Raw genomic sequence first — 11,522 nt, forward strand, 5'->3', positions numbered from 1 at the left:
CGGGTAGGCTGGTCGTAGCTCGCGGCGTCCTGCGGGCCGAACGCTTCCGGAGATCCCACTCGTGACCAACGTCCCCTTCGACCCGGCATCCGCGACGATCGTCATCGTCACCTTCAATCGTTCGCACCTTCTCACCGGCCTGCTGGAGAGCATCGTCGCGATGGATCCGAAGCCCGGCCACGTCGTGATCATCGACAACGCCTCCTCCGACGACACCACCGAGGTGGTCGAGTCGTTCCGCCCTCGTCTGGGCACCGAGATCGTCTACCGCCGGCTCGAGACCAATACCGGCGGCTCCGGCGGGTTCAGCGAGGGCATGCGCACCGCGTACGAACTCGGCAGCGAGTGGATCTGGATGATGGACGACGACGTCGAGGTCGTCCCCGACGGTCTCGCCAAGATGGGCAAGTGGGCCCCTCGGTTCAAGAGCATCCAGGGCCGCCGCTACGACTACGACGGCAGCGAGTTCTACTGGCAGTACCGCATCGCCGAGCGCATGGGCATCCCGATCCCGTTCGCCCCCTCCGGTTTCGACGAGTCCGGGTTCAAGGAGATGAACAGCGGATGCTTCGAGGGCATGTTCATCCACCGCTCGATCGTGCAGCAGATCGGGCTGCCGGACCCGCGGTTCTTCATCTACTGGGACGACCAGATGTACGGCTGGCTCGCCTCCCGGCTCACGACCGCCGTGATCGTGAACGAATTCGTGCTTCGGCGCACGCGTGAGATCAAGCAGTGGGACATGGGAATCCGTCACATGAACGCCTCGAGCAACGCCTACCGCTTCTACATCATGCGCAACCGGGCATATATCAAGCAGTACTACCGCGTCCACGACAACTACAACCCCGTGCTGTTCGGCCTGGGCACGGCGATGACCTTCGCGAAGGAGATCATCCGCCTGTTCTTCGTCGAGCGCACGGTGCGGGGAACGAGCAACCTGTTCCGCGGCCTCAAGGAGGGCGGCAGGATCGGCCGCGACCGCTCCTGGCAGCCGATGGCTGCGCTGGAGGCATGATGACGGTGAACGACGGCCCCCAGCCCGAGCTGCGCTGGGCTCCGATCCCCCCGAGGCCAAAGCGCACGGGGCGCGTGTGGCTGGTGATCGGCCTCGTCATCGCCGTGCTGCTGATCGCCGGCGTCCTGCTCTTCTTCCTGATCCCACGGGGAGGCGGCGTCGACCCGACGCCCTCGCCGTCGGCATCCGTCTCCCCTTCGGCGACGCCGACCCGCACGGCGACGCCCACCCCGACACCGACTCCCACGCCGACCCCGACGCCGACGGACACTCCGGCGCCGACCGCGCCCCCTGTCGTCGATCCCTCCGTCGCGGAGTTCGCCGGCCGGGTCGGCGGCTGGCTCAGCGACGCCGGCCGCGGCCTCGACATGGTCGCCGCCTTGACCGGCACCGACGCCGTCACCGTGCTCGACACCCTGCAGGACGATGCCCAGCGCCTCTCCGATGCTCAGCCCCCCTCCTCGATCCACCAGCAGTGGAGCGACGGCGTGCTGCTGTACAGCCAGCGCCTGGCCGATCTGCGCTCGGCGATCGAGCATGCGGCTGACCCGGCGGGCCCCCTCGCCGACGCCCGCGCGTCGCTGGCGGCGCTGAACGCGCTGGTCGGGCTCTGACCGCGGCTCACCCGGAGAACGGCACGACGGGTTTCCCCGCGCCCTACGGCGCCGCCTTCTCGAGGGAGGAGGAGATGCGCACGGCCCCGGGGCCGTAGCGCGCATCGACCTCGCGCTGCAGCGCGCCGTCACCGTCGTACACGACGCCCAGCGACACGATGCCCGTCAGCCCGTCCGCATGGGCGGTCAGCCAGCGGATGCCGGAGTCGGTGAGCTCCGCCACGCGCGCGTCGAGCTCCGCCTGAGTGTACTCGACCTCGAAGACGCACAGCGCACCTCCCCACGTCTGCCGCAGCACCTCCTCGGCGGCAGCGATGTCGCCGCGCACCCCCACGTTGAGGATCGAGAGCCCTGCAGTGCGCAGGCCATGCTCTTCGAGGCCATCGCTCCCCTCGGGCGGCGGGATCAGCGACCGGTCGATGAAACTCGTCGCATACCCGTCCAGCGCCGCTGCGATATCGCCCGTCGTCTGCAGCGCCACCTGGTTCGCCTTCGCCTCGTCGAGGATGCGCCATCCGCCCTCCGGCGCGGGGCAGCGCGACGGAAGGATCGGCCCCTCCGCGTCATCACCGGGAGCCACGGTCTCGGTGCGCGGCGTTGCCGCTGTCACGGTCAGCGCGTTCGCCGCGGCGTCGTACACCCCGGTGACGGTGAAGTCTCCCCAGAAGACGCCCTGGGACTGCTCGTACGCCCCCTCGTGCTCCTGCCAGTCCCAGCCGTCGAGCAGCACTCCCCCTCCGCACCGTGGAGGCAATGATTCGAGCACGCTACCAAGACAGAGCTGCGTCTCGCCGTCGCGCGTGATCACCGTGGTGGGATTCCCCGTGGTGAGGAGCTCGTCCTCGACGGGGGCCGTTGCCGCGCTCGCCGCCGGATCGCCGCTCGCGGCGTCGATGCGCCCACTCGCGCACCCCGTGAGCAGCATCGCTGCGGTCAGTGCGACAACCGCTCCCTCGCGCACCCGGCGGTTGCCCCCTCTAGCGACCATGACGACTCCCTCCATCGGGGCGGACGCCCCTCACCGGATATGTGTCGGCTGCGCAGGAATCGTTGCACGCGATCCGGGATCAGGCGTTGTAGTCGGCGTTGTAGCGGTCGAGCACCTCGGCAATGGGCGCATCGAGCACCAGAGCGCCCTTGTCGAGATAGAGCCCGCGGGTGCAGAAGCGCCGGAGGTCGCGCTCGTTGTGGCTGACGAAGAAGAGCGTGCGCCCCTCCGCGAGCAGTTCGTCGATGCGCGCGTAGCACTTCTCGCGGAACGCCTTGTCTCCGACGGCGAGCACCTCGTCGACGAGCAGGATCGGCTCGTCGAGCTGCGAGACCACCGAGAACGCCAGACGCACCTTCATGCCGTTGGAGAGATGCTTGTAAGGGGTGTCCTCGAAGCCTGAGAGCTCCGCGAACGCGATGATCGTGTCGTAGCGCCGGGCGATCTCCTCGCGCGACATGCCGTGCAGACCCGCGGTGAGCTTCACGTTCTCGCGCACAGTGAGGTCGCCGACGAAGCCGCCGGTGATCTCAATGAGCGGCGCCACGCCGCCGTTGACGTCGACGGTGCCCTCATCGGCCAGCAGCACGCCGGCGACGAGCCGCAGCAGCGTCGACTTGCCCTGGCCGTTGCGGCCGACGACCCCGATCGACTCGCCGGGAAGCACGGTGAACGAGACATCGCGCAGCGCCCAGAACTCGTCTGGTCGCGAACGGCGCCGGGATCCGGCGAAGAGGTCCTTGAAGGTGCGCCGACCGCGCCGGTTCCGCCGGAAACGGACGCCGAGTCCGCGCACCTCGATCGCCGCACCCATCACAGCTCCTTGAGGATCGTGCGCTCGAGTCGCCGGAACACCCAGACGCCGAGCCCGAAGATCGCCAGGGTCACCAGCACGCCGATGACGAGGGTGAAGGGGTTCCACTGCTCCGGGAAGAACGGCATCCGGTAGAGCATGAAGATGCCGGCGAGCGGGTTGAATGCTCCCAGCGTCTGGAAGATGCCTGGGAGATCGCGGATGTCGTAGATGATCGGCGTCGCGTAGAACATCGCGCGCAGGATCAGCGCCGTGGTGCGCTCGAGATCCACGTACAGCACGCACAGCGGCGCGATGAGCAGCCCGAGACCCACGAGCAGGATCGTCTGCAGGATGATCGCCACCGGCATCCACAGCAGCCCCCAGCCGACGTGCACGCCGTCGGACGAATCCGCCGAGAGGATCATGCTGACGATGACGAAGATCGCAAGCACCGGCAAAGAACACAGGTACTCCGCACCCTTGCTCAGCACGATCCGGTTCACCCAGATCGACCGCGGGATGGCCGCGGACCGCACGAGCCGCGCGTCCTTCTTGAACGCCCGCGTGAAATCGGAGACCGAGACGTTGAACCACACCCACGGCAGCAGCGCGCAGATGAGGAACACGATGTACGGCTCCTCGCCGACGTCGCGGTGGAAGATCTGCGTGAAGACGAACCAGTAGATCGCGCTCATCACCAGCGGGTCGAGCACCGACCACAGATAGCCGAGCATGCTCGTGGCGTAGCGCACCTTGAGGTCGCGGCCGGACAACAGCCATAGCGAATGCAGATAACGCCGGGGGGTCCCCGGCGCTCCGACGGCGGCACGACTCACGGTGTCGAGTCTACGAGAGGGTGTTGTTCCACATGGACAACGCCGAGCCGATGGCCATGTGCATGTCGAGGTACTGGTAGGTGCCGAGGCGTCCGCCGAAGTGCACGTCGCGCTCTCCCTTCGCGAGCTCGCGGTACGCGAGCAGCCCGTCGCGGTCGGCGGGGGTGTTCACGGGGTAGTACGGCTCGTCCTCCCGCGTCGCGAACCGCGAGAACTCCCGCATGATGACCGTCTTCTCGGCCTCGTACACGTCCTTGCGCTCCGGGTGGAAGTGCTTGAACTCGTGGATCCGCGTGTACGGGACGTCCATGTCCGGGTAGTTCATCACGCTCGTGCCCTGGAAGTCCGCCACCGGCAGCACCTCCTGCTCGAAGTCCAGGGTCCGCCAGCCCAACGCCCCCTCGGCGTAGTCGAAGTACCGGTCGACCGGACCCGTGTACACCACCGGGAGCTGTCCGACCGTGGCCTTCTTGCTCAGCGGCTGCGACTCGTCGAAGTAGTCGACCCCCAGCTTCACCTCGATGTTCGGATGATCCGCCATCCGCTCCAGCCACGCCGTGTACCCATCGGTGGGAAGGCCCTCCCACGTGTCGTTGAAGTACCGGTTGTCGTACGTGTACCGCACCGGCAGCCGGCTGATGATGTCGCCGGACAGCTTCTGCGGATCGGTCTGCCACTGCTTCGCCGTGTAGTCCCGGAAGAAGGCCTCGAACAGCGGCCGCCCGACCAGGGCGATCCCCTTCTCCTCGAAGTTCGCAGCCGTCTTCGCATCGAACTCGCCCGCCTGCTCCCGCACCAGCGCCCGCGCCTGATCCGGCGTGTACGCCGCTTGGAAGAACTGGTTGATCGTGCCCAGGTTCACCGGCATCGGGAACACCGTTCCGTTATGGGTCGTGTACACCCTGTGCACATAGTTCGTGAAGCTCGTGAACCGGTTCACGTACTCCCACACCGTCGCGTTCGACGTGTGGAACAGGTGCGCCCCGTAGCGGTGCACCTCGATCCCCGTCTCCGGCTCCGCCTCACTGTAGGCGTTCCCGCCGATGTGGGAACGGCGATCGATGACGGTCACCTTACGGCCGGCATCCGCAGCGCGCTCAGCGATGGTGAGGCCGAAGAAACCCGAGCCGACGACCAGAAGATCCATTCCCTCATCGTATCGGCGCACGGCCGAGCGCTTCGTATGCTGGAGGCGATGACCATCGACATCTCGTTGCCGTTCTGGGGCGATCCCCGGATGCTGTTCCAGACCGTGGCCTCCGTGCAGGCGCAGACCGACCGCGACTGGCGGCTGCGGGTGATCGACGACGCCTATCCGGATGAGGCGGTGCCTGCGTGGTTTGCCGGGCTGGACGACGAGCGGATCAGCTACGTGCGCAACGAGCGCAACGTCGGGATCATCGAGAACTTCCGCACGAGCATCCGGCTCGCCGAAGCCGATCATGTCGTCGTGCTGGGCAGCGACGATCTGCTGCATCCCGATTTCGTCGCGGTGGCGCACCGGGCCATCGCCGCGCACCCGGACGCCGACATCATCCAGCCCGGTGTGCGAGTGATCGACGAGCACGACGACCCGGTGCTCCCCCTGGCCGACCGGGTCAAGCGGATGCTGGCACCGGACACGCGCGCGGGTGCCGTGCGCCTGCACGGCGAGCAGTTGGCGACGAGCCTGGTGACCGGCGACTGGCTGTACTGGCCTTCGCTGATCCTGCGCACCGACACCGTCAAGGCGCACGACTTCCGCGATGACCTGCCCATCGCCCTCGACCTCGCGATCCTGCTCGATATCGTGTTCGACGGCGGCGTCCTCGTCGCGGTGCCCGATGTCGTCTTCGACTATCGTCGGCACACGGCGAGCGCCTCGCAGCAGTCCCTCCTCGACGGCCGCCGCTTCAACGACGACCGCCGCTTCCACGGCGAGATCGCCGCGCGGGCGAAAGCCCTCGGTTGGCGTTCGACCGAGCGCGCGGCGCGCTGGCGCCTCATCGGCCGCCTGCACGCTCTCGCGGAATCCCCTCATGTGCTGCGCCACGGCACGCTCGATGGTCGGCGCGCGCTCTGGCGGAGCATTCTGCGCTGATGACGCGATCGGGGACCTCAGCGCCTGGCGGCCTCAACCCACAGTCGCAGCAGCAGCCATCGGGCACGCAGCACCTGCGCGATCCCCCGCGGCTTCGACGGGGAGGCGTTCTCGTCATGGATGCGCCGCCGGATCGTCGGCTGCTCGATGTGCCGCATCATGCGGTTCCGGGTGGCGAACGTCGCGATCCAGAGGTCGTGCGACTCGTCGAGGTACTCCGGGAACGGGAGCAGACGGTCGGCGACGTCACGGCGGAACGCCATGGCGCAACCGAAGTAGGGGGCGATGCCGGCGAGGATGCGCAGCTCGTTGCGCCATCGATGTCGGGACTGCCCTGCGCGCAGGCGCCACGAGGCCCCGGGTACCGGCGGAGGCAGGGGCCGGTCACTGCCGAGCAGCACGAGGTTCGATGCGGCGACAGCCGCCGACTCCAGCGCGTCGAGGAACAGGGCGCGCCGTCCAGGGATCCACACGTCGTCCTGATCGGACAGCATGAGCACGTCTCCGGTCGCAAGGCCCAGCGCCTCTTCGAACGTGCGCACGTAGCCGCGGTTCTCCGCACGCGCATGCACCCGCAGCCGCGGGTCGTCGATCGACCGCAGCAGCGCGACGGTTCCGTCGGAGGAGGCGTCGTCGACGACGACGACCTCGTCCTGCGGTTCGAGCTCGGCGAAGATCGAGTCGAGCTGCTCGCGCAGATACGCCTCGCCGTTCCAGGTGGCCATGCACACGCTCACGCGTTCGGTCATGCGGATGCTTCCCGGCTCGAGTCCCGCTGCGCCGGCGCGCGCAGCTCCGCACGCAGCACCAGCACGAGGTAGCCTCCGACGCAGAGCTCGGAGACCGCAACGGCCCATGCGATCGCCGGCACCGAGCCGAGCACCGCGAACAGGATGATCAGCGGTGCCCCCACCGCCGCGCCGATGATGGTCGAGACGGCGAGCGCGCGCACGCGACCGAGGCTGACGAGACAGGCGTAGCCGACCACGGCCGCCGTCGCGATGCCGACGAACGCGACCCCCAGCGGCACCGAGACCGCCAGCGGCACCGTCTCCTCGCCCACCGAGAGCAGCGTCGACGCCCAGGGGCTCAACACCGCGATGAGGATGCCGGCGATGATGCCGATCCCGGCGGCGGCGAGCGTCGCGATGCGCATCCGGCGGGGGCGCCCCTCGTCGTCCACCGGCACCCAGCTCTGGAAGAACTGCTGGATGGGCAGGAACGCGATCGAGGCGTACTTGAACAGGCGGTCGGCGTAGGCGTACATCGGCTGAAGCGCGGGGATGAACACCTGCACCGCGACCATCGGGAGCGTGACGTAGAGCCCGCTGACGAGGGTCGCCGACACGGCGTGCCGCTGCGAGGCGAGGAGGGAGCGCAGCGGGGTGCGATCGGCGTAGCCCGGCTCCTGCGGCGAGCGCCGGATGACGTCGGCCGACACCGCGACCGCCGCGACGTAACCGAGCCCCTGGCAGAGCAGGTACGCCCAGAGCTGCCCGGTCAGCCACGTGCCGACGAGGCCGATCACACCTCCGACCAGCACCGGCAGCGTGTCCAGCAGCAGGAGTCGCCCCGGACGCCCCTCGCCGGTGAAGTACCAGCTCGCGCCGAGATACGGCAGCAGGTACACCGCCGCTCCCAGCACCGAGACGAGGACGTCGCCCCGCGTGAGCACGATGAGCAGCACCGCGAGCGGGGGGAACGTGCAGGCGTAGAGCAGTGCCCTCGCCTGCAGCGAGCGTCGGAAGAAAGCCGGACGCCGGTCGACCTCGATGCCGGCGACCGTCGCCGCCCCCACCGCGCCCCACCCGAAGGCGACGATGATGCCGGCGAACTGGGCGACGACCTGGATCAGCGCGAGCGTGCCCCACCCGCCCAGGCCCACAGACGCGGTCAGCAGGGGGATGCAGGCGACGCCGAAGAGCGTGACGAGCAGCACCGAGACGGTGAACCCGCTGAGGCGCCCTGCCGTGCGGCGAATCCCCGAGCCGCTCACCGCTGCGCCTCGGCGGCGGGCTCGTGCACCGGCGCGGCCCAGGCGATGCGCGCGGCCACCGGGACGAGCGGGGCCGGCATCCGTCCCATGCGTCCGCGCAGGGCCGCGGTGATGGCGGCGCGGTAGAGCCGCCAGAGGGCGCGGCGCGGGCGCGCCACCCAGAGGGCGTTGACGAAGTGGACGCCGTCGAACAGCGTGTCGCAGAGGATCTGCCTTGGCGCGGCGAAGAGGTACTCGCGGTCGAGCACGATGCGGTTGCGCACCCGGTAGAAGTAGCGGAACGGGGTGCTCAGCGTGATCTCCGGCGGGATGCCGGGCAGGCGCACCTGGCGCCCGAAGACCTCACGGCGGTACGGGGTGCCGAGCGCGTGGCCGAGACGGATGCCGAGAGCGGCGAGCACCGCGAACCCCTCCCGCCGCAGCCGCAGCTCGTATTCGGTGTCGACGAGGTCGATGAAGAAGTCGGCCCGAAGCTCGCCAACGGCGTCGAGGACTTCAGCGGGGATGAGCATGCCGGACTGGATGACGTTCGCCGCGTCGGTGTACGACGCCGACGCCGCGCCGCGCGCCTGGCGGACGGCGGCGAAGCGCTCCGGCACGACGACGCCGACACGGACGCCGTCGGCGGCGGCAGCGGCCGCGGCGCGCTGCAGCGTCTCGACGAAGCCCTCCGGCACCTCGGAGTCCTGGTCGAACGTCACGACCTGCGCCGCCCCGTGCTCACGGGCGATGCGGATGCCGTCGTTCAGCGCCGCGGCGATGCCGACGTTCTCTGTTTCGCGGTGCACGAGGGCGCCGAGCCCCACGAGCGCCGCGAGCGCCTCGTCGGCCGCCTCGCCGCTGCCGTCGTCGACGACGACGACGCCGGCGACCTGGTCGATCACGGAGGAGACCGCCCGCACGGCGCCGGGTCCAGGGCGGAAGGTCGAGAACACCGCCCAGACGACGGGGGCATCGGTCAGAGGATTCGGGTTCATCGCGCACCTAGACTAGCCTCAATCGCTGACGCGAACCTCAGACCAGGAAGGCGCTCGATGACCTCCGGACGCCGCCGTGGCGCGATCGTGCTGGCCGCCTACTCCCCCGACCCTGAGCTCTTCGGCGTGCAGCTGCGGTCGTTGCAGGCGCAGACGGTGCGGGAGTGGGAGTGCATCGTCTCCGTCGACGGCGAGCGCGAGCCGGTGGCGCGGCTGGTGGCAGAGATCGTCGGCGACGACGACCGCTTCCGCGTGATCGGCGACGACGCCAGGCGCGGCTTCTACCTGAACTTCGAGCACGGTCTCGCAGCGGTCGACGCCGACGCCTGCTGGGTCGCGCTGTGCGACCAGGACGACCGCTGGAACCCCGACAAGCTCGAGCGCCTGCTCGGCGAGCTCGACGACGTGTCGCTCGTCTCAGGGCAGGCACGGCTCGTCGAGCATCCGGCCGGCGCCGTCCTCGGCGTCACCGACCGCGTCGACCGCGGTCCGATCCTCACGATGCTGTCGAACCAGTTCACCGGCTCGCTGTGCGTCTTCGAACGCGCCGTTCTCGACACCGCGCTGCCGTTCCCGCGGGTGTCCGCCCGCATCGCGACGCACGACCACTGGCTCGCCGTCGTCGCCGGCGCCCACCGCGGCACCCGCATCGTCGACGAGGTCGTGCAGGATTACGTGCAGCACGCGGCGAACGTCTACGGAGACCCCAGCCGCCTGCGCGCCGGTGGCATCGCCGCCACGATCGGCAACGTCCTCGCACAGGCCGAGCGCTACGAGGGCTCGCGGTCGCCGCGGGCGCTCGCGCGCGTGACCTTCTGGACCTACGTCGGCTGGCGGCAGGTGATGGCCGATGCGCTGCGCCTGCGACGGGGACCGGATGCCGGTCGCGATGAGCTCTTCGGCTCCGGGCGGCGCTGGCGCGCGCTGAACGGCCTGCTGCGGCGCAGCGCCGCCGACGGCGTGCTGCCGGCGCGGTTCGTGATCGAGTACCGGGCGAGCTGGCTCGCCGGGATGCTCAGCGGCGGGCGCCGCGCGGCCGTGCGGCTGGCCGCCTCCCGGCTCGCCTCCGATCCGTCGCTAGACTAAAGAGGTGCCGATCACGATGGATAAGTTGCTCGTCATCGTTCCCGCGTGGAACGAGGAGCGCAACGTCGGCACCACCGTCGAAGAGATCCGCGCCACGCTCCCCGAGTCGGACATCCTCGTCGTCGACGACGGCTCGACGGATGCCACCGGTGACGAAGCACGGGCGGCCGGCGCCCTGGTGCTGACGCTCCCCTTCAACCTCGGGGTCGGCGGTGCCATGCGGGCCGGATATTCTTTCGCCGCACGCAATGACTACGATGCGACCATCCAGGTCGACGCAGACGGTCAGCATGACCCCGCCGACATCGTCCGCATCGTCACGGCTCTGGACGAGGCCGACATCGCGATCGGCGCGCGCTTCGCCGACGTCGGCGACTATCGCGCTCGGGGGCCGCGGCGCTGGGCGATGACCTTTCTCGCATCGACAGTGTCCCGCGTGGCGCATACGCGCCTCACCGACGTGACCAGCGGGTTCCGCGCTGGCAACCGACGTGCGATCGCGCAGTACGTCAACTACTACCCGGCCGAGTATCTGGGCGACACGATCGACAGCCTCGTCGCGGCTGTGCATGCCGGACTGTCGGTCACGCAGGTGCCTGTCGCCATGCGTCCTCGCAGGCACGGCACTCCGAGCCAGGGCTTCGCGGGATCGATGCTCTACCTCATGCGCTCGCTCCTCGCGTTGGGTCTCGCCATCGCTCGTCGTCCTCTGAGGAACCGCGCATGATCGCCATCGGCGCGCTCCTGCTCGGGGGGTTCATCCTCGTCGTGATCGTCACGATGCTCCTGCGGCGCCAGCTCAGGGAGAAGTACGCGGTGCTCTGGCTGGTCATCGGCATCGCGATCCTCGCCCTCGGCGTCTTCCCGTTCGCGCTGGACTGGCTGACCGTCGCGCTCGGATTCCAGCTCCCCGCCAACCTGCTCTTCACGCTCGCGATCGGGCTGCTGCTCGCCGTCAGCATCCATCTGTCCTGGGAGCTCTCGCGAGCCGAAGAAGAAGTGCGTCGGCTGGCCGAGGAGTCGGCGATCTCGCGCGTGGAACGCGAGCAGATGCGCAGGGACATCTCGACCATGCAGCAGCAGCTGCACGAGATCTCGCAGAAGGAACCGACGAACGGCGACGGCTGAGGT

13 protein-coding genes are annotated in these 11,522 nt (G+C 69.2%); 6 read left to right on the forward strand and 7 right to left on the reverse strand.

Translation table 11 applies throughout. The features are described from left to right. The first annotated feature begins 61 nt into the window (after window positions 1-61). Both QM568_RS13670 and QM568_RS13675 read left to right on the forward strand, forming a co-directional pair. Complete coding sequence (locus QM568_RS13670) at window positions 62-1,018, forward strand: glycosyltransferase family 2 protein (RefSeq protein WP_415139724.1); 957 nt, start codon at window positions 62-64, stop codon at window positions 1,016-1,018. Further along, entirely contained in the window at window positions 1,015-1,632 is a 618-nt protein-coding gene (locus QM568_RS13675) for a hypothetical protein (RefSeq protein WP_415139725.1), read from the forward strand. The genes QM568_RS13670 and QM568_RS13675 overlap by 4 nt, the downstream gene beginning before the upstream one ends. Before the next feature lie 43 nt (window positions 1,633-1,675). On the opposite strand, the gene QM568_RS13680 is transcribed toward QM568_RS13675, so the two are convergent. From QM568_RS13680 to glf, 4 genes are all read right to left on the reverse strand, one after another. Continuing rightward, on the reverse strand, window positions 1,676-2,620 hold the full coding sequence (locus QM568_RS13680) for a hypothetical protein (protein ID WP_415139726.1): 945 nt from the start codon (window positions 2,618-2,620) through the stop codon (window positions 1,676-1,678). A gap of 79 nt (window positions 2,621-2,699) precedes the next feature. After that, window positions 2,700-3,434 carry an ABC transporter ATP-binding protein gene (locus QM568_RS13685; protein WP_415139727.1) on the reverse strand — a complete coding sequence of 245 codons (735 nt, stop codon included), beginning with the start codon at window positions 3,432-3,434 and terminating at the stop codon, window positions 2,700-2,702. Further along, window positions 3,434-4,252, reverse strand: coding sequence for an ABC transporter permease (locus QM568_RS13690; RefSeq protein ID WP_415139728.1), 819 nt, complete (start codon window positions 4,250-4,252; stop codon window positions 3,434-3,436). The genes QM568_RS13685 and QM568_RS13690 overlap by 1 nt, the downstream gene beginning before the upstream one ends. Window positions 4,253-4,262: 10 nt before the next feature. Beyond that, window positions 4,263-5,399 (reverse strand): UDP-galactopyranose mutase, encoded by a 1,137-nt coding sequence (gene glf / locus QM568_RS13695; protein WP_415139729.1) that lies wholly within the window; start codon window positions 5,397-5,399, stop codon window positions 4,263-4,265. Between the two features lie 48 nt (window positions 5,400-5,447). Here glf and QM568_RS13700 point away from each other — a divergent pair, with 48 nt between their 5' ends. Then, on the forward strand, window positions 5,448-6,332 hold the full coding sequence (locus QM568_RS13700; RefSeq protein WP_415139730.1) for a glycosyltransferase: 885 nt from the start codon (window positions 5,448-5,450) through the stop codon (window positions 6,330-6,332). Between the two features lie 17 nt (window positions 6,333-6,349). On the opposite strand, the gene QM568_RS13705 is transcribed toward QM568_RS13700, so the two are convergent. Genes QM568_RS13705 through QM568_RS13715 form a run of 3 tightly spaced genes read right to left on the reverse strand, consistent with a single transcriptional unit; the run spans window position 6,350 to window position 9,305 of the window. Continuing rightward, window positions 6,350-7,081, reverse strand: coding sequence for a glycosyltransferase (locus QM568_RS13705; RefSeq protein WP_415139731.1), 732 nt, complete (start codon window positions 7,079-7,081; stop codon window positions 6,350-6,352). Continuing rightward, on the reverse strand, window positions 7,078-8,328 hold the full coding sequence (locus QM568_RS13710) for a lipopolysaccharide biosynthesis protein (protein WP_415139732.1): 1,251 nt from the start codon (window positions 8,326-8,328) through the stop codon (window positions 7,078-7,080). Before QM568_RS13710 ends, QM568_RS13705 begins: the two co-directional genes overlap by 4 nt. Then, on the reverse strand, window positions 8,325-9,305 hold the full coding sequence (locus QM568_RS13715; RefSeq protein WP_415139733.1) for a glycosyltransferase: 981 nt from the start codon (window positions 9,303-9,305) through the stop codon (window positions 8,325-8,327). Before QM568_RS13715 ends, QM568_RS13710 begins: the two co-directional genes overlap by 4 nt. A gap of 57 nt (window positions 9,306-9,362) precedes the next feature. Between QM568_RS13715 and QM568_RS13720 the strand changes: the two genes are divergently transcribed. From QM568_RS13720 to QM568_RS13730, 3 genes are read left to right on the forward strand one after another with little or no spacing between them, the layout of a single operon-like run. Further along, the gene (locus QM568_RS13720) at window positions 9,363-10,391 is read left to right on the forward strand and encodes a glycosyltransferase (protein ID WP_415139734.1); all 1,029 of its coding nucleotides are present in this window, start codon (window positions 9,363-9,365) and stop codon (window positions 10,389-10,391) included. A gap of 16 nt (window positions 10,392-10,407) precedes the next feature. Then, complete coding sequence (locus QM568_RS13725; RefSeq protein WP_415139735.1) at window positions 10,408-11,118, forward strand: glycosyltransferase family 2 protein; 711 nt, start codon at window positions 10,408-10,410, stop codon at window positions 11,116-11,118. Then, window positions 11,115-11,519, forward strand: coding sequence for a DUF2304 domain-containing protein (locus QM568_RS13730; RefSeq protein ID WP_415139736.1), 405 nt, complete (start codon window positions 11,115-11,117; stop codon window positions 11,517-11,519). The genes QM568_RS13725 and QM568_RS13730 overlap by 4 nt, the downstream gene beginning before the upstream one ends. Window positions 11,520-11,522: the final 3 nt, after the last annotated feature.

It is taken from the genome of Microbacterium sp. (assembly GCF_047607465.1).
GTDB lineage: Bacteria > Actinomycetota > Actinomycetes > Actinomycetales > Microbacteriaceae > Microbacterium.

Bases quoted from the DNA above. Each gene is read 5' to 3' on its own strand.
- QM568_RS13685 (WP_415139727.1), bottom strand. From the start codon at position 3,434: ATGGGTGCGGCGATCGAGGTGCGCGGACTCGGCGTCCGTTTCCGGCGG.
- glf (WP_415139729.1), bottom strand. From the start codon at position 5,399: ATGGATCTTCTGGTCGTCGGCTCGGGTTTCTTCGGCCTCACCATCGCT.
- QM568_RS13680 (WP_415139726.1), bottom strand. From the start codon at position 2,620: ATGGTCGCTAGAGGGGGCAACCGCCGGGTGCGCGAGGGAGCGGTTGTC.
- QM568_RS13705 (WP_415139731.1), bottom strand. From the start codon at position 7,081: ATGACCGAACGCGTGAGCGTGTGCATGGCCACCTGGAACGGCGAGGCG.
- QM568_RS13715 (WP_415139733.1), bottom strand. From the start codon at position 9,305: ATGAACCCGAATCCTCTGACCGATGCCCCCGTCGTCTGGGCGGTGTTC.
- QM568_RS13725 (WP_415139735.1), top strand. From the start codon at position 10,408: ATGGATAAGTTGCTCGTCATCGTTCCCGCGTGGAACGAGGAGCGCAAC.
- QM568_RS13675 (WP_415139725.1), top strand. From the start codon at position 1,015: ATGATGACGGTGAACGACGGCCCCCAGCCCGAGCTGCGCTGGGCTCCG.
- QM568_RS13730 (WP_415139736.1), top strand. From the start codon at position 11,115: ATGATCGCCATCGGCGCGCTCCTGCTCGGGGGGTTCATCCTCGTCGTG.
- QM568_RS13700 (WP_415139730.1), top strand. From the start codon at position 5,448: ATGACCATCGACATCTCGTTGCCGTTCTGGGGCGATCCCCGGATGCTG.
- QM568_RS13720 (WP_415139734.1), top strand. From the start codon at position 9,363: ATGACCTCCGGACGCCGCCGTGGCGCGATCGTGCTGGCCGCCTACTCC.